Origin of the sequence: Acidimangrovimonas sediminis (assembly GCF_002871005.1) — a bacterium.
Lineage (GTDB): Bacteria > Pseudomonadota > Alphaproteobacteria > Rhodobacterales > Rhodobacteraceae > Acidimangrovimonas > Acidimangrovimonas sediminis.
The window spans coordinates 1-26979 of the sequence record NZ_PHSN01000018.1; the positions used below are offsets into that span (position 1 = coordinate 1).

At 66.8% G+C, this 26979-nt stretch carries 25 protein-coding genes and 1 tRNA gene; 9 read left to right on the plus strand and 17 right to left on the minus strand.

The window, feature by feature from the left end:
- Window positions 1–81 precede the first annotated feature (81 nt).
- The 3 genes from radC to dnaK form a co-directional block, all read right to left on the minus strand.
- On the minus strand, window positions 82–834 hold the full coding sequence (gene radC / locus CVV76_RS16670) for a RadC family protein (protein WP_102225821.1): 753 nt from the start codon (window positions 832–834) through the stop codon (window positions 82–84).
- A gap of 119 nt (window positions 835–953) precedes the next feature.
- Complete coding sequence (dnaJ, locus tag CVV76_RS16675) at window positions 954–2093, minus strand: molecular chaperone DnaJ (RefSeq protein ID WP_102225822.1); 1140 nt, start codon at window positions 2091–2093, stop codon at window positions 954–956.
- Window positions 2094–2163: 70 nt separating this feature from the next.
- Window positions 2164–4080, minus strand: a complete 1917-nt coding sequence (gene dnaK / locus CVV76_RS16680) for a molecular chaperone DnaK (RefSeq protein WP_102225823.1) — start codon at window positions 4078–4080, stop codon at window positions 2164–2166.
- Window positions 4081–4251: 171 nt separating this feature from the next.
- Here dnaK and CVV76_RS16685 point away from each other — a divergent pair, with 171 nt between their 5' ends.
- Window positions 4252–4896 carry an alpha-ketoglutarate-dependent dioxygenase AlkB family protein gene (locus tag CVV76_RS16685; RefSeq protein WP_102225824.1) on the plus strand — a complete coding sequence of 215 codons (645 nt, stop codon included), beginning with the start codon at window positions 4252–4254 and terminating at the stop codon, window positions 4894–4896.
- A gap of 67 nt (window positions 4897–4963) precedes the next feature.
- On the opposite strand, the gene CVV76_RS16690 is transcribed toward CVV76_RS16685, so the two are convergent.
- Window positions 4964–5668 carry a response regulator gene (locus CVV76_RS16690; protein ID WP_102225825.1) on the minus strand — a complete coding sequence of 235 codons (705 nt, stop codon included), beginning with the start codon at window positions 5666–5668 and terminating at the stop codon, window positions 4964–4966.
- A 42-nt stretch (window positions 5669–5710) separates the two neighbouring features.
- Window positions 5711–6220 (minus strand): MarR family winged helix-turn-helix transcriptional regulator, encoded by a 510-nt coding sequence (locus tag CVV76_RS16695; protein ID WP_102225826.1) that lies wholly within the window; start codon window positions 6218–6220, stop codon window positions 5711–5713.
- 167 nt (window positions 6221–6387) lie between these two features.
- Here CVV76_RS16695 and CVV76_RS16700 point away from each other — a divergent pair, with 167 nt between their 5' ends.
- On the plus strand, window positions 6388–7257 hold the full coding sequence (locus CVV76_RS16700) for a branched-chain amino acid aminotransferase (RefSeq protein WP_102225827.1): 870 nt from the start codon (window positions 6388–6390) through the stop codon (window positions 7255–7257).
- Window positions 7258–7345: 88 nt separating this feature from the next.
- On the opposite strand, the gene CVV76_RS16705 is transcribed toward CVV76_RS16700, so the two are convergent.
- From CVV76_RS16705 to CVV76_RS16755, 11 genes are all read right to left on the minus strand, one after another.
- Window positions 7346–7858, minus strand: coding sequence for a hypothetical protein (locus CVV76_RS16705; protein WP_102225828.1), 513 nt, complete (start codon window positions 7856–7858; stop codon window positions 7346–7348).
- A 174-nt stretch (window positions 7859–8032) separates the two neighbouring features.
- Window positions 8033–8230 carry a hypothetical protein gene (locus CVV76_RS16710; RefSeq protein ID WP_102225829.1) on the minus strand — a complete coding sequence of 66 codons (198 nt, stop codon included), beginning with the start codon at window positions 8228–8230 and terminating at the stop codon, window positions 8033–8035.
- A gap of 89 nt (window positions 8231–8319) precedes the next feature.
- On the minus strand, window positions 8320–9366 hold the full coding sequence (gene queG, locus CVV76_RS16715; RefSeq protein ID WP_102225830.1) for a tRNA epoxyqueuosine(34) reductase QueG: 1047 nt from the start codon (window positions 9364–9366) through the stop codon (window positions 8320–8322).
- Window positions 9367–9435: 69 nt separating this feature from the next.
- A complete protein-coding gene (gene fzlA / locus CVV76_RS16720; RefSeq protein ID WP_102225831.1) occupies window positions 9436–10101 on the minus strand; it encodes an FtsZ-binding protein FzlA in 666 nt (221 codons plus the stop codon).
- A gap of 64 nt (window positions 10102–10165) precedes the next feature.
- Entirely contained in the window at window positions 10166–10828 is a 663-nt protein-coding gene (gene mtgA / locus CVV76_RS16725; RefSeq protein WP_102225962.1) for a monofunctional biosynthetic peptidoglycan transglycosylase, read from the minus strand.
- A 183-nt stretch (window positions 10829–11011) separates the two neighbouring features.
- Entirely contained in the window at window positions 11012–11965 is a 954-nt protein-coding gene (locus tag CVV76_RS16730) for a Hint domain-containing protein (RefSeq protein WP_102225832.1), read from the minus strand.
- A gap of 187 nt (window positions 11966–12152) precedes the next feature.
- The gene (gene gltB, locus CVV76_RS16735; protein WP_102225833.1) at window positions 12153–16691 is read right to left on the minus strand and encodes a glutamate synthase large subunit; all 4539 of its coding nucleotides are present in this window, start codon (window positions 16689–16691) and stop codon (window positions 12153–12155) included.
- Between the two features lie 138 nt (window positions 16692–16829).
- Window positions 16830–17609, minus strand: coding sequence for a hypothetical protein (locus tag CVV76_RS16740; RefSeq protein ID WP_102225834.1), 780 nt, complete (start codon window positions 17607–17609; stop codon window positions 16830–16832).
- Window positions 17609–19042 carry an NAD(P)-dependent oxidoreductase gene (locus tag CVV76_RS16745; RefSeq protein ID WP_102225835.1) on the minus strand — a complete coding sequence of 478 codons (1434 nt, stop codon included), beginning with the start codon at window positions 19040–19042 and terminating at the stop codon, window positions 17609–17611. Before CVV76_RS16745 ends, CVV76_RS16740 begins: the two co-directional genes overlap by 1 nt.
- 232 nt (window positions 19043–19274) lie before the next feature.
- The gene (locus tag CVV76_RS16750; protein ID WP_102225836.1) at window positions 19275–20075 is read right to left on the minus strand and encodes an undecaprenyl-diphosphate phosphatase; all 801 of its coding nucleotides are present in this window, start codon (window positions 20073–20075) and stop codon (window positions 19275–19277) included.
- 60 nt (window positions 20076–20135) lie between these two features.
- Window positions 20136–21122 carry a complex I NDUFA9 subunit family protein gene (locus CVV76_RS16755; protein WP_102225837.1) on the minus strand — a complete coding sequence of 329 codons (987 nt, stop codon included), beginning with the start codon at window positions 21120–21122 and terminating at the stop codon, window positions 20136–20138.
- Between the two features lie 192 nt (window positions 21123–21314).
- Here CVV76_RS16755 and CVV76_RS16760 point away from each other — a divergent pair, with 192 nt between their 5' ends.
- The 3 genes from CVV76_RS16760 (at window position 21315) to CVV76_RS16770 (ending at window position 22695) form a co-directional block, all read left to right on the plus strand.
- On the plus strand, window positions 21315–21773 hold the full coding sequence (locus tag CVV76_RS16760) for a DUF4260 domain-containing protein (RefSeq protein ID WP_102225838.1): 459 nt from the start codon (window positions 21315–21317) through the stop codon (window positions 21771–21773).
- 192 nt (window positions 21774–21965) lie between these two features.
- A tRNA-Leu gene (locus tag CVV76_RS16765) sits at window positions 21966–22050 on the plus strand.
- A gap of 33 nt (window positions 22051–22083) precedes the next feature.
- On the plus strand, window positions 22084–22695 hold the full coding sequence (locus CVV76_RS16770) for a ribonuclease D (RefSeq protein WP_102225963.1): 612 nt from the start codon (window positions 22084–22086) through the stop codon (window positions 22693–22695).
- An 80-nt stretch (window positions 22696–22775) separates the two neighbouring features.
- On the opposite strand, the gene CVV76_RS16775 is transcribed toward CVV76_RS16770, so the two are convergent.
- Window positions 22776–23789, minus strand: coding sequence for a hypothetical protein (locus CVV76_RS16775; RefSeq protein WP_102225839.1), 1014 nt, complete (start codon window positions 23787–23789; stop codon window positions 22776–22778).
- A 174-nt stretch (window positions 23790–23963) separates the two neighbouring features.
- On the opposite strand from CVV76_RS16775, the gene CVV76_RS16780 reads away from it, so the two are divergent.
- The 4 genes from CVV76_RS16780 to lptB are packed head-to-tail and all read left to right on the plus strand — an operon-like array spanning window position 23964 to window position 26952.
- Window positions 23964–24950, plus strand: coding sequence for a KpsF/GutQ family sugar-phosphate isomerase (locus CVV76_RS16780; protein ID WP_102225840.1), 987 nt, complete (start codon window positions 23964–23966; stop codon window positions 24948–24950).
- Between the two features lies 1 nt (window position 24951).
- Window positions 24952–25650 (plus strand): LPS export ABC transporter periplasmic protein LptC, encoded by a 699-nt coding sequence (gene lptC / locus CVV76_RS16785; protein WP_102225841.1) that lies wholly within the window; start codon window positions 24952–24954, stop codon window positions 25648–25650.
- Between the two features lies 1 nt (window position 25651).
- On the plus strand, window positions 25652–26194 hold the full coding sequence (lptA, locus tag CVV76_RS16790; RefSeq protein ID WP_233192991.1) for a lipopolysaccharide transport periplasmic protein LptA: 543 nt from the start codon (window positions 25652–25654) through the stop codon (window positions 26192–26194).
- Complete coding sequence (gene lptB / locus CVV76_RS16795; RefSeq protein WP_102225842.1) at window positions 26191–26952, plus strand: LPS export ABC transporter ATP-binding protein; 762 nt, start codon at window positions 26191–26193, stop codon at window positions 26950–26952. The genes lptA and lptB overlap by 4 nt, the downstream gene beginning before the upstream one ends.
- Window positions 26953–26979 lie beyond the last annotated feature (27 nt).

Below are 26979 nucleotides of genomic sequence, written 5' to 3' on the forward strand. Positions count from 1 at the left end.
TGCCGCAAAGGAGATCACCGGCAGGACCGGGAGCGAAGCCCCGATTACGCCATCTAAACGAACCCCGCTACAGCCACCCAGCTATAACCATCCCTCGGCGCGCAGACTGATCTCTCGCGCGCGGCCGATGATCAGGTGGTCGTGCAGGGTGATCCCAAGTACCTGCGCGGCCTCCTCCACCTTGCGGGTCATCGAGATGTCGGCTTCCGACGGGGTCGGGTCGCCCGACGGGTGGTTGTGCACCAGGATCAGCGCGCTGGCATTCAGCTCCAGCCCCCGGCGCACCACCTCGCGCGGGTAGACGGGAACGTGGTCGACGGTGCCGCGCGCCTGCTCCTCATCCGCGATCAATACGTTCTTGCGGTCGAGATAGAGCACGCGGAACTGCTCCGTCTCGCGGTGGGCCATGGTGGTGTGGCAATAGTCGAGCAGCGCGTCCCATGACGACAGAACGGCCCGGTGCATCACCTTCGCACGTGCCAGCCGCTGCGCCGCGGCCTCGACAATCTTCAACTCCTGTACCACGGCGGGGCCGACTCCCACCGTTGCCTCCAGCCGTACGGCCGAAGCCGACAGCACCCCATTGAAATCGCCAAATTCGTCAAGCAGGCGGCGGGCGAGGGGCTTGACGTCCTGCCGCGGGATGGCGCGGAACAGCACCAATTCCAGGAGCTCGTAATCCGGCATCGCGCCCGCGCCCCCCGCCATGAAGCGCGCGCGCAGGCGGGTCCTGTGGTCGCGGATGTAGGACGGCAGTTTTCCCGCCGCCAGCGCCCCGGGCGGCGCCTCGTCGGCGTCAAAGAGGGGCAGGGGGGCTTCGTGAAACGCACTCATCCCTCGAGCTTCGGCCAACATGGTTGCCAAAACGTTAATGGCTTTCATTGTTCCTTAAATACGCAGGCCGGAGCCTGGGCCCCGGCCGTGTCTTGCGTATTTGGAGAACAATGAAAGGGTCAGTTTTTCATGCTGTCCCAGAAGCCCTTCACCTTCGAGAAGAACGAGCTGCTTTCCGGGTTGTTGTCCTCGGACAGCGCGTCGAACTCGCGCAGCAGTTCCTTCTGCCGGGCGGTGAGGTTGACGGGCGTCTCCACCGCCAGTTCGATCAGCATGTCGCCCGAACCGCCCCCGCGCAGCGCGGGCATCCCCTTGCCGCGCAGCCGCATCTGGCGCCCGGTCTGGCTGCCTGCGGGGATCTTGACGCGCGAGCGGCCGCCGTCGATCGTCGGTACCTCGATGTCGCCGCCAAGCGCGGCCGAGGCCACGCCAACCGGCACCCGGCAGTAGAGGTTCACGCCGTCGCGCTGGAACAGCGGGTGGTCGCGGACCTCCAGAAAGATATAGAGATCGCCCGACGGTCCGCCGCGCAGCCCGGCCTCGCCCTCGCCGGCAAGGCGGATGCGGGTGCCGGTTTCCACCCCCGCGGGAATGTTGACGGAGAGCGCCCGTTCCTTTTCGACGCGCCCCGCACCGCCGCAGGACTTGCAGGGGTTCTTCACGATCTGCCCCATGCCCGAGCAGGTCGGGCAGGTGCGTTCGACGGTGAAGAAGCCCTGCTGCGCGCGCACCTTGCCCATGCCGGAGCAGGTGGGGCAGGTGACCGGTTCGGCGCCGCCCTCGGCCCCGGTACCGCTACAGGCCGAGCAGGCAACCGAGGCGGGCACGGTGATGGTTTTCTGCGCGCCGCTGAAGGCTTCTTCCAGGGTGACCCGCAGGTTATAGCGCAGGTCCGACCCGCGCTGCGCCCGCTGGCGCCCGCCGGGGCCGCCGCGCTGGCCCATGAAATCGCCGAAGAGATCCTCGAACACGTCCGAGAAGGCCGAGGCGAAATCGCCCTGGCCGCCCCGTCCGCCGCCCATTCCGCCCATGCCGTTGGCCGCATCGGGACCGTAACGGTCGTAGATGGCACGCTTCTGGTCGTCCTTCAGCGTGTCATAGGCCTCGTTCACTTCCTTGAACTGGTTCTCGGCATTCGGGTTGTCGGAATTGCGGTCGGGGTGCAGTTCCTTCGCCTTCTGGCGATAGGCCTTCTTGATCTCGTCGCCCGAGGCGCCGCGCTCCAGCCCCAGGACTTCGTAGAAATCGCGTTTTGCCATTCGCATCCCCCTTCCGGAACATGGCGGGACCGGCCCTTGCGGGCCGGCCCCCTATTGGTTCCGTCCGGCCTTACGACCGCTTCTTGTCGTCGCCCAGATCCTCGAAGTCGGCATCCACGATGTCGTCGTCGACATCGCGCGGGCCTTCTTCGTCCTGCGCTTCGCCTTCGCTCTCGGCCTGCTGGGCCTTGTAGATCGCCTCACCCAGCTTCATCGACGCTTCCGAGAGGTTCTGGATCGCGCCCTTGATCTTGCCGGCGTCTTCCGACTTCACCGCCTCTTCCAGCGCGCCGACGGCCAGTTCGATCGCCTCGACGGTCGAGGGATCAACCTTGTCGCCATGCTCTTCGAGCGACTTCCTGGTCGAGTGGATCAGGCTTTCCGCCTGGTTCTTGGTCTCGACCAGCTCGCGGCGGCCCTTGTCGGCCTCGGCATTCGCCTCGGCGTCCTTGACCATCTGGTCGATCTCGTCCTCCGACAGACCGCCCGAGGCCTGGATGGTGATCTTCTGCTCCTTGCCGGTGCCCTTGTCCTTGGCGGAGACCGACACGATGCCGTTGGCGTCGATGTCGAAGGTCACCTCGATCTGCGGCATGCCGCGCGGGGCCGGCGGGATCTGTTCCAGGTTGAACTGGCCCAGCATCTTGTTGTCCGACGCCATCTCGCGCTCGCCCTGGAAGACCCGGATCGTCACGGCGTTCTGGTTGTCCTCGGCGGTCGAGAAGATCTGGCTCTTCTTGGTCGGGATTGTCGTGTTGCGGTCGATCAGACGGGTGAACACGCCACCCAGCGTCTCGATGCCGAGGCTCAGCGGCGTCACGTCGAGCAGCACGACGTCCTTCACGTCCCCCTGCAGCACGCCAGCCTGAATCGCCGCACCCAGCGCGACCACCTCGTCGGGGTTCACGCCCTTGTGGGGCTCTTTCCCGAAGAACTTGGTCACTTCGTCCACGACCTTCGGCATCCGCGTCATGCCGCCGACCAGAACTACCTCGTCGATGTCCGAGGTCGAGACCCCGGCATCCTTGAGCGCGGCCTGACAGGGCTTCAGCGAGGCCTTGATCAGGTCACCCACCAGGCTTTCCAGCTTGGCGCGGGTCAGTTTCATGACCATGTGCAGCGGCGTGCCCGAGGTTGCGTCCATCGAGATGAACGGCTGGTTGATCTCGGTCTGCGACGAGGAGGAAAGCTCGATCTTCGCTTTCTCGGCCGCTTCCTTCAGGCGCTGCAGCGCCATCTTGTCCTTGGTCAGGTCGACTTGGTGTTCCTTTTTGAACTCCTCGGCGAGGTAGTTCACGATCCGCATGTCGAAATCTTCACCGCCCAGGAAGGTGTCGCCGTTCGTGGACTTCACCTCGAACAGGCCGTCGTCGATTTCCAGAATGGTGATGTCGAAGGTACCGCCGCCAAGGTCATAGACCGCGATGGTACGCGATTCCTTCTTGTCCAGCCCGTAGGCCAGCGCGGCCGCGGTCGGCTCGTTGATGATGCGCAGCACCTCGAGGCCGGCGATCTTGCCGGCGTCCTTGGTCGCCTGACGCTGGGCGTCGTTGAAATAGGCGGGCACGGTGATGACGGCCTGCGTCACCTTCTCGCCAAGATAGCTCTCGGCGGTTTCCTTCATCTTCTGCAGGATGAAGGCCGAAACCTGCGCGGGGGAGTATTTCTCGCCCTTCACCTCGACCCAGGCGTCGCCGTTGCCTCCATCGACGATGGCATAGGGCACCAGCTTCTTGTCCTTCTCGACCTCGGCGTCGGTGGTGCGGCGCCCGATCAGGCGCTTGACGGCGAAGATCGTGTTCGAGGGGTTGGTGACGGCCTGGCGCTTGGCCGATTGGCCCACCAGGCGTTCCGAGTCGGTGAAACCGACGATCGAGGGCGTCGTACGCGCCCCTTCGGCGTTCTCGATGACCTTCGGCTGCGAACCGTCCATGATCGCGACGCAGGAGTTCGTGGTGCCGAGGTCGATACCGATAACTTTGGCCATATCTGTCTAGTCCTCTTCATTCGGCGATGTGCTGGGGCGGATCCGTTCGCGGCCTCCGTCCCCGATCCCAATTCCGTCCGGGGGCTGTCCCCGTCCGGGCTTCCCAGCGTATATAAGGAGGGGTGTTTGGGCCTGCAAGCGCCCGAAGGCGGCGAAAAAGCATGGGGTGGCATGGAAGATCCGACCGACCTGGGGCTGGCGCCGGACGCGCCCGCGCCAACCCTCACGACCCGCGGCGTCGCGCTGTGGAAAGGCTGGCTCTCCCGCCCCGCGCAGGAGGCCATGCTCGCGGACCTGCGCGAGGTGATCCGCGCGGCCCCGCTCTTCTCCCCCGAGACGCGCTGGGGAAAGAAGATGAGCGTGCAGATGACCTCGGCCGGCCGCTACGGCTGGTACTCCGACCGGCGGGGCTACCGCTACGAACGGTGCCACCCGCGGGGCACCGAATGGCCACCGATTCCACCAAGCGTCCTCACCATCTGGCATGCCGTCGCCGGCCCCGCCCGGGCGCCCGATTGCTGCCTCGTGAACCTCTACCGGGAGGGCGCGAAGATGGGCCTGCACCAGGACCGGGACGAGGCCGATTTCTCCTGGCCCGTCCTCTCCGTCAGTCTCGGCGACGACGCCCTCTTCCGCATCGGCAATCTTGAACGCGGCGGCAAGACCGAAAGCCTCTGGCTCACCTCCGGCGACGTCCTTGCCATGGGTGGTCCCGCCCGCCTCGTGCACCACGGCATCGACCGCACGCGGCCCGGCTCCTCCGATCTTCTCACCGGAGGCGGCCGGATCAACCTCACACTCCGCGTGGTCGACTGACCTGCTCTTCTTCTGAGCGGAAATATCCCGGGGGGTCCAAGGGGGGCAGCGCCCCCCTTGCCTGATGTCAGTCAGGCGCCAGCATGTAGCCCGCGCCCCGCACCGTCTGCAGATAGCGGGGCTGTTTCGGATCGCTCTCGATCTTGCGGCGCAGGCGGGTGATCTGCACGTCCACCGCCCGGGCCGAGGCCTGGCCGTCGTCGCGCCCCAGATCCGCCACCAGCTGCTCGCGCGAGAAGGCCTCGCCCGGGCGCGCGGCGAAGATCCGCATCAGCGCCGCCTCGGTCGCGGTCAGCCGCACCAGATCCTGCCCCGACCACATCTCGCCGCGGTCGACGTCGTACCGGACCGGACCCAGCTGCAGGAACTTCGGCCCCTGCTCGGCCACCCGCGCCAGGGGCACCCGCCGCAGGATCGCGTTGATCCTGAGCAGAAGCTCCTTCGGCTCGAACGGCTTCGGCAGGTAGTCGTCCGCCCCGGCCTCGAACCCCTCGATCCGGTTGCCGGTCTCGCCCTTCGCGGTCAGCAGGAGGATTGGCGTCGCGCTGTGGGTCCGCATCCAGCGGGTGAAGGTGATCCCGTCCTCGCCCGGCATCATCACGTCCAGCACGATCAGGTCGAATTCCAGCCCCTTCAGCAGGCCGCGCGCATGTGCCGCCGACCGCGCCGCCGTCACCCAGAAGCCCTGCCGTACAAGGAACTTCTGCAGCAGGCCGCGGATCCGTTCGTCGTCGTCGACGATCAGCAGGTGGATCTCCGACCCTTCACTCATCTGCGCCCTCGCATTTGCCCCGTCCGGCCGATCCGGCAGACGTCATGTACCGCCGTCCTTGAGCGACTGATACTGCCGTTTCATCTCGGGTTCCATCATCGCCTCGAGCACCTGCCGAAAGCCCGCCACCGCGGCCGGTCCCGCCGCGCGGTAGGCGGTGCGCATCCGCGCCCGCTGCACATCCGAGATCTCGCCTTCCAGCGCGGCGCCCTTTTCGGTCAGGAACAGGTGCCGCTCGCGCTTGTCGCGCCGGCCGATGCGGCTTTCCACCAGCCCGTCCTCGATCAGCGTCCTCAGCACCCTGTTCAGTGACTGCTTGGTCACGCCGAGGATCCCCAGCAGGTTGTTCACCGTCGTTCCGGGGCTGCGCTTGATGAAGTGGATCGCCCGGTGATGCGCCCGCCCGTAGGCATGTTCCTCGAGGATCCTGTCGGGATCCGCCGTGAAGCCGCGGTAGGCGAAGAACATCGCCTCGATTCCCTTGCGCAATTGTTCGTCGGTCAGGAAAAGCAGGCTTTCGCCGCTTCCCGGTCCCGGTCCTCCTTCTGCCATTTCTCTCCTCGCCGATCACTATTTTTTGTGCGTTGTGGGAACTTTATGTCAGCCTTGTTGACTTTCCAAGAATCAATTGCTAGCGACGAGCAGTTTTCGCGCAATTTTATGTCCGGTCCGGACCTTGGTTGCGCAATTTTCGAAAAACACTTGGGCCGGAGGTTAGCATGGCTGGTGCATACGACGATCGCGACGGAAAGATCTGGATGGATGGCAAGCTCGTGGAGTGGCGCGATGCCAACGTGCACGTCCTCACCCACGCGCTGCACTACGCCTCCTCGGTGTTCGAGGGGGAGCGCTGCTACAATGGCAAGATCTTCCGCGGCCATGACCACTCGGTCCGGCTGCGCAAGTCGGCCGAGCTTCTCGATTTCGAGATCCCTTTCTCGCCCGAAGAGATCGACATCGCCAAGGATGCGATGCTGAAGGCCAACGGCTGGACCGATGCCTACGTCCGCGCCGTCGCCTGGCGCGGTTCGGGCGAGGACATGGGCGTCTCGGCCAAGCGCAACCCGGTGCGGCTGGCGATCGCCGGCTGGGAATGGGGCAACTACTACGGCGACGCCAAGATGAAGGGCGCGAAGCTCGACATCGCGAAGTGGAAGCGCCCCTCGCCGGAGACCATCCCGACCGCGGCCAAGGCCGCCGGCCTCTACATGATCTGCACCATGTCCAAGCACGCGGCCGAGGCCAAGGGCTGCTCGGACGCGCTGTTCATGGATTACCGCGGCTACGTGGCCGAGGCGACCGGCGCCAACATCTTCTTCGTCAAGGACGGCGAAGTGCACACCCCGCTGGCCGACTGCTTCCTTGACGGCCTGACCCGGCAAACGGTCATCGGCATGCTGAAGGATCGCCAGATCAAGGTGCACGAGCGTCACATCCAGCCGGGCGAGATGGAGGGCTTCGAGCAGTGCTGGCTGACCGGCACCGCGGCCGAGGTCACCCCGGTGGGCCAGATCGGCGATTACAATTTCGAGGTGGGCGCGCTGACCCGCGACGTCTCGGAAAGCTACGAAAAGCTGGTCCGCGCCTGATCCGCCGCCGTCACGGCATGGTACGAATGATGCGGGCGCTTCCGAAGGGAGGCGCCCGTTTTCCATTCTGCGATCTCCACGACCGCCGTCACTTTCGCACGGAGATGAAGGTGGTGCCGCCATGGTCGGTGCCAAAGGCGCCGGGCTTGTGGCCGCCGGTCGAATCCCAGCCCAGCACACGCGGCGCGCCAGCCGATTCCGGCCCGATCCGCTGCGGCCCCGGATGGTTGCCCTGCGGTCCCACGCCCATCTTCGCCAGCGTGCGCGAAAGCGTCTGGATCTCGGCCATCAGTCCCGGCCCCAGCGGTGTCGACAGCGCCGCCAGCACGGTGATCTGCCCGACGAAGATCACCCGCAGCGTCACCTTCAGCGGATAGCGCCGGAGCGCGCGGGCAAAGCGCAGCTCGGCCAGGTTCGCCCCCAGTGATCCGCCCAGGGCCGAAACCGCCAGCAGCGGCGCGATCGGCATCGGCCGGTCCCGCCGCACCAGCGCCATGAGCCCGCTGCGGTAAAGCGCATAGCCAAGCCCGTTGGCCAGCAAAAGGTAGCAGGCCAGAACGGCCAGCGTCGTCATGTCCGAGGCAGTCGCGGGAAAGCCCATGGCCTTGCTCCCTGGTTCGTGACCCCAAGCCTGCCACCCGATCGCGGCGGGCCTGGGGTCGAACCGGGGTCTTCTCGCGGCGCGACTGCGGCGCAGTCAGGCGCGGGGCCCGGGCAGGCAGATCATCGTCAGGCGGATCATCGGCTGGCGGATCACCGTCCCCCGGGTCAAAGGTCACGCCCTGTGGCCGCGTTCGATCCTGGCGTAATGTGCGGCGCGGCGATTCTTGCCGTCGCGCTCCTCCGGGCGGCGGGTCAGTGCCTTGGCCGAGGGATGCGATCCCTCCGCGCCAGAGGTCCGCTCCACCTCGGCGAAATGCTTCATGCGGCCCCCGTCCGAAGGCTCGTGATGATCGACGGGATGACGGCTCATGGTCTCCTCCTTCCATGTTCTGTCGGGGTTCGACCCTAACATAGGCAGGCCGCCACGGGAATTCAGGACCGCACCCCGGCCCCCGCCGGTCAGGATGGCGTGAGCCGCCCCAGCGCCCAGCACGCCGCGTCCGCAACGGTCGGATCGGCGTCCCGGGTCAGCGCACGGGCCGCCCCGGCCAGCGACGCATCGCCCGAATTGCCGATCGCATAGAGGACGTTGCGCACAAACCGGTCACGCCCGATCCGCTTGATCGGGGAGCCCGAGAACCGCGCCCGGAACTCCGGATCGTCCAGCGCCGCCAGCTCGGCCAGCGGCGGCGCGCCCACCCCGTTGCCGCCCGCGGCATAGCGCGCCTCCCGCGCGGTGACGGCGAACTTGTTCCAGGGGCAGACGGCCAGGCAATCGTCGCACCCGTAGATCCGGTTGCCTATCAACGGACGCAGCTCGGGGTCCACCGGCCCCGAATGCTCGATCGTCAGGTACGAGATGCACCGCCGCGCATCGAGGCGGAAGGGCGCCGGAAAGGCCCGCGTCGGGCAGATGTCGAGACAGGCGGTGCAGGATCCGCAATGCTCCGCCTCCGGCGGATCGGGCGGCAGATCCGCCGTGGTGAAGATCGCGCCCAGGAACACCCAATTGCCGAACTGCCGCGACAAAAGGTTCGTGTGCTTGCCCTGCCAGCCAAGCCCCGCCGCTTGCGCAAGGGGCTTTTCCATCACCGGCGCGGTGTCGACGAAGACCTTGATCTCCGTCCCTTCCCCCGCCTCGGCGATCAGCCACCGCCCGACCCGCTTCAGCCGCTTCTTGACGATTTCGTGGTAATCGCGCCCCTGCGCATAGACGCTGATCGCCCCGTGGTCCCGCGCCCCCAGCACCGCCAGCGGGTCGGCCTCGGGCGCATAGCTCTCGGCCAGCATCACGACCGACCGCGCCTCGGGCCAGAGCGCGGCCGGATCGCCGCGCCAGCCCATCCGCTCCGCCATCCAGCCCATCTGCCCATGCATCCCGGCGCCGACGAAGGCCTCCAGCCGCCCCGCCGCCTGGGGGATGGCATCGGGCCGGCAGACCCCCATCGCCACGAACCCCGCCGCCCGCGCCTCCGCCTCCAGCCGTGCCTTCAGCTCTGCGGACATGACCTCTCTTCTTCTGAGCGAAAATATCCCGTGGGGTGCAGGGGGGCAGCGCCCCCCGCCGGGGCGACCTCAGAAATCGAGATCGGCATAATGGGAGGGTTGCGGGAACCCCGGCACCTGATCCACGAGCAGCGTCCGGAAGGCCGGGCGCGACTTGATCTTAGCGTACCAGTCCTTGACCGTCGCCGACCGGTTCCAGTCGACATCCGAGATGTAGTCGAGCGACGACAGATGCGCGGCGGCGGTGAAATCCGCCAGCGTCATCGCATCGCCCGCAAGCCAGCGGCGCTGATCCAGCAGCCATCCCATGTAATCGAGGTGATACTTGATCTTCTGGGCGCCCATCTTGACGTTCTTGCTGTCGGGATAGCCCTGCTTCATCACCTTCTTGTTCACCCGCTCGTACAACAGCTTCGACGTCACCTCGTGGTGGAACTTGTCGTCGAACCACGAACACAGGCGACGCACCTCGTATCGGCCCTCGGGCGTGCGCGGGATCAGGGCTGGGTCGGGAAACTTCTCGTCCAGGTATTCGCAGATCGCCTGGCTTTCCGACATGACGCGGCCTTCCAGCCGCAGCACGGGCACCTTGCCGGCGGGGTTGCGGCGCAGGAAATCCGGGGTCTGTTCCCAGTACCTTTCCTCGATCAGCTCCACCTCGATGCGCTTTTCCGCAAGGACAAGGCGCACCTTGCGGCAGAAGGGGGACAGCGGCGAGTGGAAGAGGCGGTTCATTCAGGCCCTCGTGACGGTGATGCGTGACGGGAATGGGCCTTCATCGCGGATCGACGCGGGGAATTCAATGCTCGAAACAGGCCGCCCGGCCGTCGGCTTCGATCGTCGCCGCCCCGCTGCGGATCTCCGCCGCCCGGCCGCGCATCCAGTTGGTCGGGCGGGCCGGGTTGCGTTCCTTCGGGTCGGGCAGGGCCGAGGCCATCAGCGCCGCCTGCTGCGGCGTGATCTTGTCGGGCTCTACATGGAAATAGGTGGCTGCCGCGGCAGTCACGCCGAAGACCCCGTCGCCGAATTCCGCCATGTTCAGGTAGGCCTCGAGGATCCGGCGCTTTGACCATGTCACCTCCACCACCGGGGTCAGCGCGGCCTCCAGCGCCTTGCGGGGCCAGCTGCGGCCCTGCCAGAGAAAGACGTTGCGGACCACCTGCTGGTCGATGGTCGAGGCGCCCCGGTTGGCGCCGTCCTTGATCGCGGCGCGGATCGCCTTCACGTCAAAGCCCCAGTGCAGGCAGAAGTTGGCATCCTCCGACGCCACGACCGCGCGCGCCATCGCCGGCGAGATCTTCGACATCGGCGTCCAGCGGTGCATGACGCTGCCCAACCGGCGGGTTTCCGAGGCCATGTAGAAATCGGTCGGCGGATTGATGAACCGCACGAGGCCCACGATCACCACGATCGGGATCAGCACGGCCATCGCCACGCGCCAGCCGCGGCCACGGCTGCGCATCGCCGCCTTGCCCGCACCCTTGCCCGTTACAGTGCCTTTGCCGGCGGCCTTGACCGCGGATTTGCCGCTGCTGCCCTTGCTCGTCTTGGTCGTTGCCATGCCCAGTCCCCTTGCCCCTAAATCGACGGGGGGGAGGGGTCTGGTCAACCCGGAAAAGTTCCGTGCGGTGGGGCGAAGGGCGCCTCAGGCGGCCGCAGACAACAATTGCGCCTCATGTGCCTTGAGAATGGTCCGCGCGGAATGCCAGCCGGTCGCGGTCGACAGGTCGCCCAGTTCGGGGAACAGCGACACCAGTTCCTCGCGCAGCGCGGTGTCGCCCGACAGGATATAGTCGCCGGGATGAAAGCTTTCGGACGGCACGCCCTCGGCCTCGACGATCTCGTGCCGGTCGAAGAGCAGGTGGACATAGGTCACCTCGCGCCGCGGGGCGCGGGTGATGGTGTCGCCGTTGACCATGTGCAGGGCCGCGGCCAGCACCTCGTCCTCGCCGCACAGAAGCTCGGCCCGCCACCCCGAGATCAGCATCCGGTGCTGGGGCGAGACGTAGAGATCGCGGGCGTTGCCGATCGCGCCGCGGGCAAATCGGACCGGGGTGTTTGTTCCCATGCCCGGAACCGTGCGGCTGCCGATCCAGCGCAGGGGCCGGACGCCGTTGTCATGGGTCACCACCAGATCGCCGGGCAGCAGCGTCTCGACCGGGCGCAGCCCCTCCGGCGTGCGGATCAGCGTACCTGCGACGAAGCAGGGCGTCCCGAGGTTCTTGAGCGGGATCTTCGTGCTCTGATTGACGTAGGTCGATTTGACGAAGGTCGCGTCATGCAGGTTCGACCCGTCGGTCGGGGTGAAGTACTGGTGCCCATCCGAGGTGTAGAAGGTCACGCCGGTGACCGTCTTGGTCTCGCCTGTCGCGTTGTCGACCACCGTGACGGTATCGCCGACCCAGACCGCCGTGATCTTCTCGCCGTTGATCGTGTCGCTGGAGGTCTGGTTCCACCAGTAGTTGTTGGAACTGCTCGGCGACAGGTAGCCGTCGTTGTTGGCGTCGGTGTAATCCAGAGTGAGCGTGTTCAGCTCTGTCCCCGACGACGGCGGATTGCCGGGGTCCATTTCGTAGAACTTGTCGGGGTAGGTGGCCATCCTGGCCTCTCCGCATGAAGTTTGTCCCTCCCTCGATGCACATGAAAACGTGCGAAATCATGGCGATGGACCGTGCGGAAGCTGCCGAATTGGGGCTTTATCAAGGCAAACGGCCCCCGCTTCGGAAAAGCGGGGGCCATCGTTCCTGAACCGTCCCGTCAGGGCCGGATGCGAGGGGCGGGGCGGATCACTCCGCCGGCATCGCCTCCACCTCGTCCGAGAGCGGCTGCGACAGGTGCGGCAGCATCTCCTTCGGGCAGACCTGAAGGAAGTTGGCGCGCTCGGTCTCCCAATGCGTCAGGATGTCGACGGCGCGGCGGCTGCCTGTCTCCTGCGCGTGGCGCTCGATCAGGCCCTTCAGCTCGGCTTCCCAGTGCGGATGCCCGATCGCGCAGGTCACCAGCGACTCGAGGTTGATCATCTCCTCGGCCGTACCCTCGGGATCGTAGAGATAGGCCATGCCCCCGGTCATCCCGGCACCGAAGTTGGCACCGATCTCGCCCAGGATCACGGCGACTCCGCCGGTCATGTATTCACAGCCGTTGGAGCCGCAGCCCTCGACCACCACGCTGGCACCAGAGTTCCGGACCGCAAAGCGCTCGCCCGCGCGGCCGGCGGCGAAGAGATGCCCCGCGGTCGCGCCATAGAGCACGGTGTTGCCGATGATCGTGTTCTCGCAGGCCTTGAGCGGCGAGGCCATCGGCGGACGCACCACGATCAGGCCACCCGACAGGCCCTTGCCCACGTAGTCGTTGGCATCGCCCGAAACCTCGATCTTCAGCCCCGGTGCCGCGAAGGCGCCCAGCGACTGCCCGCAGGAGCCGTTCAGCTTCACCGTCAGATGGTCGGGCTGAAGGCTGTTGTTCATGCCGAACTTGCGGACGATGTGGCTGGAAGCGCGCGTCCCGATGGTGCGGTGGGTGTTCCGCACGGCATAGGAAAGCTGCATCTTCTCGCCATCCTCGAAGAACCGCGCGCCGTCGCGGATGATCTCCGCGTCCAGCGTGTCGGGCACCGCGTTGCGCGGCTTCGACCGGTCGTAGATGATCTTCGACGCGCCGTCGACGGTGATCAGAAGCGGGTTCAGGTCGAGGTCATCAAGATGCGCGGCGCCCCGGCTGACCTGGGTCAGCAGGTCGGCACGTCCGATGATCTCGTCCAGCGACCGGGCGCCGATCTGGCTGAGGATCTCGCGCACTTCCTGGGCGTAGAAGGTGATGAGGTTCACCACCTTGTCGGCGTTGCCGGTGAACTTTCCGCGCAGCGCCTCGTCCTGGGTGCAGACGCCCACCGGGCAGGTGTTCGACTGACATTGACGCACCATGATGCAGCCCATCGCGATCAGCGCGGCGGTGCCGATGCCGTATTCCTCGGCCCCCATCATCGCCGCGATGACGATGTCACGCCCGGTGCGCAGCCCGCCATCCGTGCGCAGCGTGATCCGCTCGCGCAGGTTGTTCATGGCAAGCACCTGATGGGCCTCGGTCAGGCCCATCTCCCACGGCAGGCCCGCGTACTTGATCGACGTGGCAGGCGAGGCCCCGGTGCCGCCGTTGTGGCCCGAGATCAGGATCACATCGGCCTTGGCCTTGGCCACGCCTGCGGCGATCGTGCCGACGCCGGACGAGGACACCAGCTTCACCGTCACCTTGGCGCGCGGGTTGATCTGCTTGAGGTCGTAGATCAGCTGCGCGAGGTCCTCGATCGAGTAGATGTCGTGGTGCGGCGGCGGCGAGATCAGCGTCACGCCGGGGGTGGAATGCCGCAGGCGCGCAATCAGCTTGGTCACCTTCATGCCGGGCAGCTGGCCGCCCTCGCCGGGCTTGGCGCCCTGGGCCACCTTGATCTCCAGCTCCTCGCAGGCGTTCAGGTATTCGGCGGTGACGCCGAAACGGCCCGAGGCCACCTGCTTGATCTTGGCCGAGGGGTTGTCGCCGTTCGGCTCGGGGTGGAAATGCGCCGGATCCTCGCCGCCCTCGCCGCTGTCGGACTTGGCCCCGATGCGGTTCATCGCGATGTTGAGGGTCTTGTGCGCCTCGGGCGACAGCGCCCCCAGCGACATGCCCGGCGTCACGAAGCGCTTGCGGATCGAGGTGATCGATTCGACCTCCTCGATCGGCACCGGCTTGCCCAGGGCCTTGATGTCCAGCAGATCGCGGATGTGGATCGGCGGGTTGGCCCGCATCGCGGCGCTGTATTGCTTCCACACGTCATAGCTGGCGCGGTCGCAGGCGGCCTGCAGCATGTGCATGGTCTGCGCTTCCCAGGCGTGCTTCTCGCCCGAGCGGCGCGCCTTGTAGATGCCGCCGATCGGCAGCACCCCGGCCTGGCCCTGCCAGCCCTTGGCATGGGCCTCTTCCAGCTTGTGCTGGATGCCATGCACCCCGATGCCCGAGATGCGTGAGTGCATGCCGGGGAAGTATTCGGCCACCATCGCGCGGCTGAGGCCCACGGCCTCGAAGTTCAGCCCGCCGCGGTAGGACGAGATGATCGAGATCCCCATCTTCGACATGATCTTCAGAAGCCCCGCGTCGATCGCGTCGCGGTAGCGGCGCATCGCATCGACAAGCGAGCCCTCGATCAGGCCGCGGCGGATCCGGTCGGCGATCGAATCCTGCGCGAGATAGGCGTTCACCGTGGTCGCGCCGCAGCCGATCAGCACGGCGAAGTAATGCGGGTCGATGCATTCGGCCGCGCGGACGTTGAGCGAGGTGAAGGTGCGCAGGCCCTTGCGCGTCAACCACGAATGCACCGCGCTGGTGGCCAGGATCATCGGCATCGGCACCCGGTCGGGGCCCTGGTTCTGATCGGTCAGCACGATGTGCCCGGCGCCCGAGCGCACGGCATCCTCGGCCTCGTTGCGGATCCGCTCCAGCCCCACGCGCAGCGCGTCATGCTGCCCGCCTGCGGCGAATGTGCAGTCGATCACCACCACGTTGCTGCCGAAGACGTTCATCATCTCGTCGAATTCGGCATTCGCGATGAACGGGCTTTCCAGCACCAGGATCTCGGTCTGGCTGCTATCCTCGTCCAGCACGTTCTTGAGGTTGCCGAACCGCGTCTTGAGGCTCATCACCCGGCTTTCGCGGAGCGAGTCGATCGGCGGGTTGGTGACCTGGCTGAAGTTCTGCCGGAAGAAGTGGCTCAGCGGACGGTACTGCTTGGACAGCACGGCGGCAGGGGTGTCGTCGCCCATCGAGGCGATCATTTCCTTGCCGTCCTCTGCCATCGGCGCCAGCACCTGTTCGAGCTCCTCGAGAGAGTAGCCCGCGGCGATCTGGCGGCGGCGCAGGTCCTCGCCCTCGAACAGGTGGGTTTCGGGCACGTCCTTCAGGCCGGCGTTCAGGTCGATGACCTTTTCAAGCCAGTCGGCATAGGGCCGGGCGGTGGCCATCCGGTCCTTCATCTCGGTGTCGTGGTAAAGCTTGCCCTCGCCCATATCGACGGCGATCAGCTGGCCCGGCCCAAGCGCGCCCTTTTCGCGCACCGTGGTCTCGTCCACCGGCACCATCCCGGCCTCGGAGCCCGCGATCAGCATGCCGTCGCCGGTGATGACATAGCGCATCGGGCGCAGGCCGTTACGGTCGAGCCCGGCGCAGACCCAGCGGCCGTCGGTCATCGCAAGGGCGGCGGGGCCGTCCCACGGCTCCATCACCGCGTTGGAATAGGCGTACATGTCCTGCCAGGCCTGCGGCATCTCGCCGGTGGTCTTGGACCAGGCTTCGGGCACCAGCATGGTCTTGGCCATCGGCGCCGAACGCCCGGCGCGCACCATCACCTCGAACACCGAATCCAGCGCGGCCGAATCCGACGACCCGGCGGGGACGATCGGCTTGATGTCCTCGGCCCATTCGCCGAACGACGCGCTGGCCATCCGGATCTCGTGGCTTTTCATCCAGTTGACGTTGCCCTTCAGCGTGTTGATCTCGCCGTTGTGGGCAAGCATGCGGAAGGGCTGGGCCAGCCACCATTGCGGGAAGGTGTTGGTCGAATAGCGCTGGTGATAGATCGCGAAGGCGCTCTCGAACCGCTCGTCCTGCAGGTCGGGGTAGAAGGTCGCGACCTGCTCGGCCAGCATCATGCCCTTGTAGATCAGCGACCGGCACGACAGCGAACACAGGTACAGCGCCGGCACCTGCGCTGCGGCCGCCGCCTTCTCGATCCGGCGACGGATGATGTACAGCTCGCGCTCGAAGGCCTCGTCGTCGATGTCCTTCTCGTTGCGGATCAGGATCTGCTCGATCTCGGGGCGGGTGGCGTTGGCCTTTTCGCCCAGCACCTCGGTGTTCACCGGGACGTGGCGCCAGCCATAGATGTAGTGGCCCATCCGCAGCACTTCGGTTTCCACGATCGTGCGGCAGCGTTCCTGTGCGCCGAAATCGGTGCGCGGCAGGAATACCTGGCCAACGGCGATCAGCTTTTCCATGTCGGGCTCATGCCCCGTCCGGCGGATCTGGTCGTAGAAGAACGGCGCCGGGATCTGCACGTGGATGCCCGCGCCGTCGCCGGTCTTGCCGTCGGCGTCGACCGCGCCGCGGTGCCAGACGGCCTTCAGCGCGTCGATGCCGTGTTGCACGACCTTGCGGCTGGGCTTGCCCGAAAGCGAGACGACAAGGCCCACCCCGCAGGAGGCATGTTCGTCATCCTCGCGGTAGAGGCCATGTTCGGCCATGTAGGCGCGTTTCGCTTCCTCGGCCGCCACCCAGGCTTCGTCAAACTTGGTCATCGTGCTCTCCCTTCGCGGAAAGGCCCCCATCGTCATCGGGGGCGGTGGCTCAACTATCCAGCGCCTTGCGCACTTCGGCGCGGTGCTGGCGGGTCTTGCGGTTCCGGCCGGGGCCGGTCTGAAAATCCTGCGGCGCCGTCACTGTCGCGGCTCCGTCCCGGCGGCGCCTGCGGGCACCGACATCGGCCCGTTGCGCCAAAGCGCCGCGGGCACCAGCCCCGGTGCGGTGTCGCGCTCCGAGGTCATCGAATCGCAGCCGTATTCCGGGATCGTCTCGGCAAAGCCGGGCTGTCCCTTCTGAATCATCCGGGCGGGCGAATTGTCGTAGGGCAGGGTGCCCGACTTGTTCTGCCACATCCCGGCGCCGGAAAAGAACGTGCGCCACTGGGCCGAGACATATTCGTGCCCGGTCGACTTCCAGATCATGTTGCCGGCGTCGTCGGTGGCCGTGATCGCGTATTCCGTCTTCTTCAGCGGCACGCCGTCGATCGCGACGTCCTGGTCGGTCAGCTTGTCGAACCCCTTGTAATGGCGCACTTCGCCCTGGTCGTTGACCGTCGAGAATTCGAAATCGTTGCGCCCCGCCGCCAGAAGCTTGCTGAGGGACGCCGGCGCCGGCGCGTCGGGGGCCAGAACCTCGTGATTGCGGGTCTCGAGGTCCATGCTTTCCAGCCAGCGCGTCTCGCGGTCGATCTTCGAGACGAAGAACGCGCCGTTCAGGCCGAAATCGGCGCGCCACTGGTCGCCCGCGGCGTCGCTGTCGCAGCGGTAGAGGTTCGACACGACGCAGCCCTGTTCCTGTACTGTCAGGTAGACGTGGCAGCCCGGCGGCGGGGTGAACAGCTTCGCCGCGGCGGGCGAGGCCACCGCGCCGAGGGCCACCCCGGCCAGAGCGGACAGGAGGGCCGCCCGCGCCATCACTCGGCCGCCACCGCGCCAGCTTCGGCGAGGTAGTCGAGGATCGCGTCGGCCGCCTCACGTCCGTCGCGGATCGCCCAGACCACAAGGCTTGCGCCCCGCACGATGTCGCCCGCGGCAAACACGCCCGGCAGGCTGGTCGCATGAGTGCGGAAATCGGCCTTCACGGTGTTCCAGCGGGTGACGCCCAGGTCCGGGGCCTCCCAGGTCTCGGGCAGGTCCTCGGGTTCGAACCCCAGCGCCTGGATCACCAGCTCGGCGGGCTCGAGGTAGTCGGCCCCCTCGATCAGCTCCGGCATCTGCCGACCTGAAGCGTCGGGCGCGCCAAGGCGCATCTTCTGCACCATCACGCCCTCGACCGGCGCACCGGTGAAGCCCTTGGGAGAGGAGAGCCAGACGAATTCGACGCCCTCTTCCTCGGCATTCGCCACCTCGCGCTGCGAGCCGGGCATGTTCGCCCGGTCCCGGCGGTAGAGGCATTTCACCGAGGTCGCGCCCTGCCGGATCGCCGTGCGCACGCAATCCATCGCCGTGTCGCCGCCGCCGATGACGACGACGCGCTTGCCGGCGGCGTTCAATTCGCCGCTGTCATACTGCGGCACCTCGTCGCCAAAGCTGAGGCGGTTCGACACGGTGAGGTAGTCCAGCGCCTTGACGATGCCCTGCACGCCGACGCCCGGCGCCTTCAGGTCGCGCGCCTTGTAGACGCCGGTGGCGATCAGCACGGCGTCATGCTTGCCGCGGATCGCGTCGAAGCTGATGTCGGTGCCGACGTTGCAGTTCAGCTCGAACGCCACGCCAGCCGCCTCGAGCTGGTCGATACGGGCCATGACGACATCCTTCTCCAGCTTGAAGCCGGGGATGCCGTAGGTCAGCAGGCCGCCCGCACGGTCGTGCCGGTCGTAGACGGTGACCTGAACGCCCTGACGGCGCAGCGCATCCGCCGCCGCAAGGCCACCCGGGCCTGCGCCGATCACGGCCACGCTTTCGGGGCGCTCGGTCGCGGGCTTGATCGGCTGGACCCAGCCGTTTTCCCACGCCGTGTCGGTGATGTATTTCTCGACCTGCCCGATGGTGACCGTGCCGTGGCCCGATTGCTCGATAACGCAATTGCCTTCGCAAAGGCGGTCCTGCGGGCAGATGCGGCCGCAGATCTCGGGAAAGGTGTTGGTCGCCTGGCTGACCTCGTAGGCCTCCTGCAGCCGGCCCTCGGCGGTCAGGCGCAGCCAGTCGGGGATGTTGTTGTGCAGCGGGCAATGCGACTGGCAGAAGGGCACGCCGCACTGGCTGCAACGCCCGGCCTGCACCGCTGCCTTCTCGGCCGCGTATTCACGGTAGATCTCGTGGAAATCCTGTGCCCGAAGAGAAGGCGGACGCTTCTCGGGCATCTCCTTCTCGACACTCACGAACTTCAGCATGGGGTTCTTTGCCATGCGGGCGCCTCCCTCGGGAACAATCGGGTCAAAACGTGATAATGCGGCTCCCCAACAAATAAAAGTCAGCAGTGCTGACTTAAATTCAGGTATTTTGACCCCGGCGGACAAAAAGGGCCCGTGGAAGAGGTGATTTTATGTCAGCAGCTCTTCCCTATCGTGTCGGCGTGCCATGTTTGGCGGCCCTGACCGGGCTCAGACTACACGAAAAAGGGCTGATTCGGTCAGGCCTTCAGCCGATCGTGCCGGAATAGGCGAGTACGAGCAGGATGCCGCCAAAGATGATGCGGTAGATGGCGAAGAGCGTGAAGCGGTGGGTCTGGATGTAACCGAGCAGCCATTTCACCGCGATGAACGCCGTGATGGTCGACACCACGAAGGCGATTCCCAGCGAAGTCCAGCTTTCGACGCCGGTGCCGGCGCCGTGGCGCAGCTGCGAGAGCAGCTCGTACCCCGAGGCGGCGTACATCGTGGGAATCCCGACCAGGAAGGCGAATTGCGTCGCCGCGGCCCGGTTCGAGGTGCCCAGCAGCATCGCCAGGAAGATCGTCGAACCCGAGCGCGAGGTGCCCGGGAAGATGCCTGCGATGATCTGGGCGATGCCGACGGCGATCGCTACCTTGAGCGTGACCTTCGAGGAATCGGGCAGCTTGCTGGCCCCCCATTCCGCGGCGATCATCCAGAACCCGCCGATCACGAGCGCCCAGGCGATCGGCGTGACCGCGGTCGGAAGCTCGAACCCCATCTTCTTGACGATCAGCCCCAGAACCGAGGTGACGAGGAAGGCGATGATCAGCTTGATCAGGTAATCGCGGTTCTCGGGCTCGCGCCAGTTGCCGATCAGCTCCACCAGCGTGCGCCAGTAGATGACCGTCACCGCCAGGATCGCCCCGGCCTGGATGACGATGTTGTAGGTGTCGGAGCGCTGGCCCAGCCAGTGCTCGGCCACGATCAGGTGGCCGGTGGAGGAGATCGGGAGGAACTCGGTGATCCCCTCGATCACGCCAAGCCAGACGTCATTCAGGTAGGTCAAGGAAACTGCCCCTCTATGGTGGGGCGACGCCCCGGATGCGCCAGCCCGGGTATTCCCGGATCAAGCCTTGCGCAGGTTGCGCGCGGATTCCTTTATGGCGTCGTACTGCCCGCTCGGGCGATAGCGCCACAGGTAGTCGCCCACCACCGCCTCGAAAGGCGTAGGCTGAAGCCCGAGATCGGAAAAGCCCCGCGCGCCGTCCGACACGACATTGTCATGAGCAAGGTTCTTCACCTGGTCACGGGTCAGGACCGAATTCGTCCAAAGCCCGCCGGTCAGTTTCTGCGCAAGGTCGAACACTCCGCCCATCATGGCGCCAAGGCCGAAGGGCAGGTCGATCACCAGGCGCTTGCGCCGGATCTCCTTCAGGAGCCAGGTGCAGATTTCACGCAGGGTGTTCACGTCGGGACCGCCAAGTTCGTAGATCCCCGGCGCCGCGCGGCCCTCGACCCCCAGCACCGCGGCCTGGGCGACGTCGTCGACATAGACCGGCTGGAACCGGGTCTTGCCGCCGACGATCGTCAGCACGGGAGAGAGCCGGGCCATCCCGGCGAAACGGTTGAAAAAGCCGTCCTCGGGCCCGAAGATCACCGAGGGCCGCAGGATCACGGCGTTCGGGAAGGCCTCGGTCAGCGCGGCCTCGCCCTGTGCCTTGCTGCGGGCATAGATGCTGTCGCTGTCCTTGTCGGCACCGATCGCCGAAATCTGGACAAGGTGCTTCACCCCCTGTTCGGCGGCGATGCGCCCGATCCGGCCCGGCCCTTTGGCCTGCACCGCGTCGAAGCTGTTCTTGCCCGAACCCACGAGGATACCCACGCAGTTCACCACCGCGTCGGCCCCGCGCATCGCGGCGCGCACCGATTCGTCGTCACGGATGTTGCAGAACACCGGCTCGACCTGACCCACCGCGCCGTAGGGGCGGGTGAAGATCGCCTCGTTCGGGCGGCGCACGGCGATGCGGATGCGCCAGCCGTCCTTGGCCAACCTGCGCGCGATGTACCGTCCGACGAACCCCGAGCCGCCGTAGATCGTGACCAGCTTCGACATTCCTGCGCCTCCGAACCGTTTCCGCAAAAGGTGCCGCGGGGCACCCCGTCGGCTTCTGAATAGCCCCCGCGCCCGCGCTGGACAAGGCGCAAGCGTGCGTGAATGCCGCAGGGCGGCGTCTGCGGGCGCCCCACGGCCTTGCGGCATCCCCGCCGCCCGGTAATCTCACCACAGGTTTGCAAGGAGCGGAGCATGCGCGAAACCGTGATCTGGCAGCGGCTCGAGGGCGCGCTGGTCTTCGTCGGCGCCCTGACGATCTACGCCGTAGGAATCCGGGCCGGGGCGCAGGTCTTCCCCTGGTGGGCCGCGCTGCTGATCTTCTTCGCGCCGGACCTGAGCTTTGCCGGATACGCCGCGGGCCCGCGTATCGGTGCCTTTGCCTACAACATCGTCCATGTCTACGCCCTGGGCGTCGTGGTGCTGGCGCTCGGGCTGGTCCTTGCGATGCCCGTGCTCGCAGGTCTCGGCGCCCTGTGGCTGGGCCATTCGGGCTTTGACCGGATGCTTGGCTACGGCCTGAAATCCTCCGAGGGATTCGGCGTCACCCATCTCGGGCGGATCGGCGGGGGGCAAACCGGCAAGGGGCAAACCGGCAAGGGGCAAACCGGCAAGGGGGACACCGGCAAGGGGGACACCGGCAAGGGGCACTGAACGGTGCCTGCCGTGGCGCTTTCCGGGGGCGCTATCCGGGGCCGGAGCCTGGGCCCCGCAGCCGCCGATGGGCCGCGCCGGCGGATGCCGGAACCCGCCGCGCCGGGCGCCCCTCCGGTCCATCGAAAGATTTTCGATCGGACCCCGTTGACACCGCCCGCGGCCCCCGATACATCGCGCTCCACGACACCGGCCCAGGTGGCGGAATTGGTAGACGCGCAGGTTTCAGGTACCTGTACCGCAAGGTGTGGAGGTTCGAGTCCTCTCCTGGGCACCATATCTCCCTCCCCCGAGAGACGGAGATATGGACGTGGCGATTACCCTGTATAAAGGCGATCTTCCCGACGGGCTTCACCTTGGCCCTGTCGTGGCCATCGACACCGAGACGATGGGCCTGATGCCGCATCGTGACCGGCTCTGCCTGGTGCAGCTGTCGTCGGGCGACGGCAACGCGCATCTGGTGCAGATCGCCAAGGGCCAGACCTCGGCGCCCAACCTGCAGGCGCTGCTTGCCGATCCCGGGGTGACGAAGCTCTTCCACTTCGCGCGTTTCGATGTCGCGGCGCTCTACCATGCCTTCGGCACGCTGACCGCGCCCATCTATTGCACCAAGATCGCCTCGAAGCTGGTGCGCACCTTCACCGACAAGCACGGCCTCAAGTGGCTTTTGCAGGAGCTGGTGGGCGTCGACATCTCCAAGCAGCAGCAGACCTCGGACTGGGGCGCGGCGGAGCTGACCGACGCGCAGCGCGAATATGCGGCGTCGGATGTGCTTTACCTTCACCGCCTGAAGGCCGCGCTGGATGAGCGCCTCGTCCGCGAGGACCGGCAGGAGATCGCGAAGTCCTGCTTCGACTATCTGCCGACGCGCGCCCGGCTCGACCTCATGGCCGGGGGCGAGTTCGACATCTTCGCGCACTGATCTGGGCGCACCGATCTGCGCATATTGACCGCCGCCGCGCCTGACCGGTTTCACCCGCTAATCCGCGCGGTCCGCGAAACTCAGGCGCGGTAGGGGCGCAGCACGCTCATCTCGACGTAGCGGCGGTCGTGGCCGTCTTCCATCGGAATGCCCGCGTAATTCACGTTGCCCCTGACCCTTGGCGTCCGTACCGGGGTGCGGGGCGTCGCGGGGGGCGTGGTGGCCGGCGCCTCGTGCAACCGGCCGACGATGCCCGACACCTGACTGGCCGCGGTGTCCAGCGCCGCGCCGGAGGTGACCTGAACCGGCACCGACATGGTCTCCGTCCTCAGCCCCACGCCGCTGCCGAGGATCGAGAACCCCGCCGCCAGTGCGGCCTGTTCCAGCGCCTCGGTGCCGGAATGCCCCTCGGCCATCGACTGCAGGCCGGCGAAGGTGCCGCTGCCCCCGCTGCTGACCGAGATCACGGTGATCTGCTCTGCGCGCGACAGGGTCGACATCGCGGGGGTGCCCAGGCTGACGGCGCCGACCACGAAGGTGCCGGTGGCGTTGATCATCGCGGCGCCGACGTTGCCGGTATCCTGGTAGGTCGCGGTGCCGCGCAACGCCGACCCGGCGCCCAGGGCGGCCACCGCTGCCCCGCCCGACAACGCACTGGCCCCGGCGACGAGGATCGTGGCCGATCCGTCGCGCACCACCTCGGCGCCCTGGACGGCGGTTTCCCACCCGCTGACGTGGCTGTCGATCGACCGGCGCGAGCGGCGGTTGCAGTCGCGCCGCATCGCCTCGTGCCGCTGCAGCGCGCCGCGGGTGCGCGCGACCAGGGCAATCAGATCCTGCCGCATGCTGGCGCCACTGGCGAGAAGGGCGCGCTCGGCCCTTGCGAACTGGCGTTCGGTCTTGCTGTCAACCGCGGCGCGGAAACCCTCGAAATTCGTGCTGACGTTATAGGTCGTGGGCAGCAGGAAGCCGTGATCCGTCTCCTCGACCCGCGACCGATGCAGGATTTCAAGCGCACGCACCGAGGCCCGGATCAGCAGATAGAGCCCCTCGGTATTGAGGGACCATCGCTGCGACCGGTCGTCGGTGTACATGATCCAAGGCAGCGGGGCGGTTCCCGGACTGGGCGGCCCCTGAAACCCGGGCCGGCATGGATAAGGCAATGCTTGAAATTCCTGCGTCCATGGTAAAGTAAGGGCCCCTGCACGTCAAACTTCCCCCGGGGTCCGGGCCCTGCGGCTCCACCCCCTGCCTGCCGGGCCCCTGCGATGACCGAGAACGAGACTTTCCTTGCCGCCGCGCGCCGGGTGATCCGCGCCGAGACCGAAGCGCTTCAGATGCTCGAGGGCAGCCTGAACGGCGATTTCGCCCGCGCCGTGTCGCTGATCCTCGACGCGCCGGGGCGGGTGATCGTGTCGGGCATGGGCAAGTCGGGCCACATCGGGCGCAAGATCGCGGCGACGCTGGCCTCCACCGGCACGCCCGCGCATTTCGTCCATCCGGCCGAGGCCAGCCACGGCGATCTTGGCATGGTGACGCCGGGCGACGTGGCTTTGGTCTTGTCGTTCTCCGGGGAGACGCCGGAACTTGCCAACATCATTGCGCATACGCGGCGCTTCTCGATCCCGCTGATCGGGGTGGCGAGCCGGCCAGACTCGACCCTGCTGCGCCAGTCCGACGTGGCGCTGGTGCTGCCCGCCGCGCCCGAGGCCTGCGGCACCGGAATCGTGCCAACCTCGTCGACCACGATGACGCTGGCGCTGGGCGATGCGCTGGCCGTGGCGCTGATGGAGCACCGCCAGTTCACGCCCGAGGATTTCCGCAAGTTCCACCCCGGGGGCAAGCTGGGGGCGCGGCTGGCCAAGGTGGCGGACCTGATGCATGCGGCCAGCGACGTGCCGCTGGTCACCGGCGACACGCCGATGGGCGAAGCCTTGCTGGTGATGAGCCAGAAGGGCTTTGGCGTGGTTGGCGTGACCGATGCCGATGATTATCTCGTGGGCATTGTCACCGACGGCGACCTGCGCCGTCACATGGAGGGGCTTCTGTCCCATACCGCGGGCGAGGTCATGACGCCGGACCCGCGCACCATCGGCCCCGGGGCCCTGGCCGAGAAAGCGGTTGCCGAAATGAATGCGCGCAAGATCACCACGCTTTTCGTCGTCACCCCGGGCGAGGGGGAGGGCAACGCCGCGCGGCGCAAGGTCGCGGGGCTGATCCACATCCACGATTGCCTGAGGGCCGGGGTCGTCTGAGATGCGCCGGCGGGACAACGCCCATTCGCGCCTCGTCGCCTGGCTCAAGATCGTCCTGCCGCTGGGCGCGCTGGCGCTTCTGTCGACATTGTTCCTGTTCTCGCATTCGATCGACCCGTCGCGGGCGGTGCGCTTTTCCAAGGTCGACGTGAAGCAGATCGCCTCGGAGCAGCAGGTGACCATGCCCAATTACAACGGGGTCACCCAGGATGGCACCTCGGTCAGCGTGACGGCGAGCGTGGCCAAGCCGCTTGCCGATCCCGCCGGCGGCGGCACGGGTGGCACGGCGCAGGCCGCGGGCAAGACGGCCCCCGCCGCGCCCGCCGTGCCGGCCAAGCCGGGGGCGCGGGCGACGGTGGTCCACGCCACCTTCGACCACCCCGACGGCGGTTACACCAAGGTCGACGCGCAGCATGGCAAGGTGAACCCGACCACCGGCAATATGGATCTGAGCGGCGGGGTCGTGATCACCACCTCCGACGGCTACAGGATGGACACCGACGCCTTGACCGGACGGCTGGACCGGACACATTTGCAAAGTGCAGGGGCCGTTGCCGGAACCGGGCCGCTTGGCCGGATCGACGCGGATCACATGGTGATTGATGCGACGCCCGGCGCGGACGGCAAGCCGGGGCCGTATGTTCTGGTTTTCAACGGCGACGTGAAGCTGGTATACACGCCGTCGCAGAAGGGGAAATGACGTGATTTCGTTCCGCGCAGTCTTGGTCGGCCTTTGTCTTGCCGTTCCCGCCACCGCGCTTGCGGCGCAGGGTACGCAAGTGGACATGGGGATGAAGGCCAATCCCTCGGCCCCGGTCGAGGTCACGTCCGATCAGCTTCAGGTCAACCAGAAGGACGGCACCGCGCTTTTCACCGGCAACGTGATCGCGACCCAGGACCAGATGAAGCTTACCGCCGACAAGGTGCATGTCGATTACGTCAAGGGCGAGAACGGCCAGAAGGGCAAGATCAAGACGATCCATGCCATGGGCAATGTCGTCATGGTCACCAGCCCGACCGAGGCGGCCAAGGGCGCCGATGCCGTCTACACGCTGGAAAGCGGCCACGTGGTGATGACCGGCAACGTTCTGCTGACACAGGGCCAGAACGTGATGTCCGGCACGCGGCTGGTGGTAAACCTGCACACCGGTCTGGGAACGATGACGGGCCGCGTCAAGACCACGCTCCTGCCGCAGACAGCGCCCGGATCCGGCGGCAAATCCGGTGGGGCTGCCAAGAAATGACGCCGCCTCCCGAACTTTCCGTCGCCCAGGGCGGGGCCGGCCTCCGGGTGGAGGGGCTGCGCAAGTCCTACCGCCGGCGCCCGGTGATCCGTGACGTCTCTCTCGAACTCGGGCGTGGCGAGGTGGTCGCGCTGCTCGGACCCAACGGGTCGGGCAAGACCACCTGCTTCTATGCCATCGCGGGCCTTGTCACCCCGGAGGGCGGCGAGGTGCGGATCGATGGCCGCGACGTGACCCTTCTGCCGATGTACCGTCGCGCGCGGATGGGCATCGGCTACCTGCCGCAGGAAGTGTCGATCTTCCGCGGCCTGTCGGTGGAGGACAACATCCTCGCCGTGCTCGAGATCGCCGTGAGCGACCGTCACAAGCGGCGCGAGCGGCTGGAGGAGCTTCTGTCCGACTTCTCGATCACCCACCTGCGCCGCGCCCCCGCGCTGTCGCTGTCGGGGGGGGAGCGGCGCCGGGTCGAGATCGCGCGCTGCCTGGCCGCCGACCCCAAGTACCTGCTTCTTGACGAACCCTTCGCCGGGGTCGACCCGATCGCGGTGAACGAGATCCGGACACTGGTCGCTGACCTGCGCGGCCGGGGCATCGGCGTGCTGATCACCGATCACAACGTGCGTGAGACGCTGGAAATCGTGGACCGTGCCTATATCCTGCATGATGGCAAGGTGCTGATGAGCGGCACCAGCGACGAGGTCGTCCGCGATGAGAACGTCCGCCGTGTCTACCTGGGGCAAAGCTTCCGCATCAGCTGATCGCGGGCCGCGTCCGGGGGGGCGGGG

Bases quoted from the DNA above. Each gene is read 5' to 3' on its own strand.
- radC (WP_102225821.1), bottom strand. From the start codon at position 834: ATGAGTGCGTTTCACGAAGCCCCCCTGCCCCTCTTTGACGCCGACGAG.
- dnaJ (WP_102225822.1), bottom strand. From the start codon at position 2,093: ATGGCAAAACGCGATTTCTACGAAGTCCTGGGGCTGGAGCGCGGCGCC.
- dnaK (WP_102225823.1), bottom strand. From the start codon at position 4,080: ATGGCCAAAGTTATCGGTATCGACCTCGGCACCACGAACTCCTGCGTC.
- CVV76_RS16685 (WP_102225824.1), top strand. From the start codon at position 4,252: ATGGAAGATCCGACCGACCTGGGGCTGGCGCCGGACGCGCCCGCGCCA.
- CVV76_RS16690 (WP_102225825.1), bottom strand. From the start codon at position 5,668: ATGAGTGAAGGGTCGGAGATCCACCTGCTGATCGTCGACGACGACGAA.
- CVV76_RS16695 (WP_102225826.1), bottom strand. From the start codon at position 6,220: ATGGCAGAAGGAGGACCGGGACCGGGAAGCGGCGAAAGCCTGCTTTTC.
- CVV76_RS16700 (WP_102225827.1), top strand. From the start codon at position 6,388: ATGGCTGGTGCATACGACGATCGCGACGGAAAGATCTGGATGGATGGC.
- CVV76_RS16705 (WP_102225828.1), bottom strand. From the start codon at position 7,858: ATGGGCTTTCCCGCGACTGCCTCGGACATGACGACGCTGGCCGTTCTG.
- CVV76_RS16710 (WP_102225829.1), bottom strand. From the start codon at position 8,230: ATGAGCCGTCATCCCGTCGATCATCACGAGCCTTCGGACGGGGGCCGC.
- queG (WP_102225830.1), bottom strand. From the start codon at position 9,366: ATGTCCGCAGAGCTGAAGGCACGGCTGGAGGCGGAGGCGCGGGCGGCG.
- fzlA (WP_102225831.1), bottom strand. From the start codon at position 10,101: ATGAACCGCCTCTTCCACTCGCCGCTGTCCCCCTTCTGCCGCAAGGTG.
- mtgA (WP_102225962.1), bottom strand. From the start codon at position 10,828: ATGCGCAGCCGTGGCCGCGGCTGGCGCGTGGCGATGGCCGTGCTGATC.
- CVV76_RS16730 (WP_102225832.1), bottom strand. From the start codon at position 11,965: ATGGCCACCTACCCCGACAAGTTCTACGAAATGGACCCCGGCAATCCG.
- gltB (WP_102225833.1), bottom strand. From the start codon at position 16,691: ATGACCAAGTTTGACGAAGCCTGGGTGGCGGCCGAGGAAGCGAAACGC.
- CVV76_RS16740 (WP_102225834.1), bottom strand. From the start codon at position 17,609: ATGGCGCGGGCGGCCCTCCTGTCCGCTCTGGCCGGGGTGGCCCTCGGC.
- CVV76_RS16745 (WP_102225835.1), bottom strand. From the start codon at position 19,042: ATGGCAAAGAACCCCATGCTGAAGTTCGTGAGTGTCGAGAAGGAGATG.
- CVV76_RS16755 (WP_102225837.1), bottom strand. From the start codon at position 21,122: ATGTCGAAGCTGGTCACGATCTACGGCGGCTCGGGGTTCGTCGGACGG.
- CVV76_RS16760 (WP_102225838.1), top strand. From the start codon at position 21,315: ATGCGCGAAACCGTGATCTGGCAGCGGCTCGAGGGCGCGCTGGTCTTC.
- CVV76_RS16775 (WP_102225839.1), bottom strand. From the start codon at position 23,789: ATGTACACCGACGACCGGTCGCAGCGATGGTCCCTCAATACCGAGGGG.
- CVV76_RS16780 (WP_102225840.1), top strand. From the start codon at position 23,964: ATGACCGAGAACGAGACTTTCCTTGCCGCCGCGCGCCGGGTGATCCGC.
- lptC (WP_102225841.1), top strand. From the start codon at position 24,952: ATGCGCCGGCGGGACAACGCCCATTCGCGCCTCGTCGCCTGGCTCAAG.
- lptB (WP_102225842.1), top strand. From the start codon at position 26,191: ATGACGCCGCCTCCCGAACTTTCCGTCGCCCAGGGCGGGGCCGGCCTC.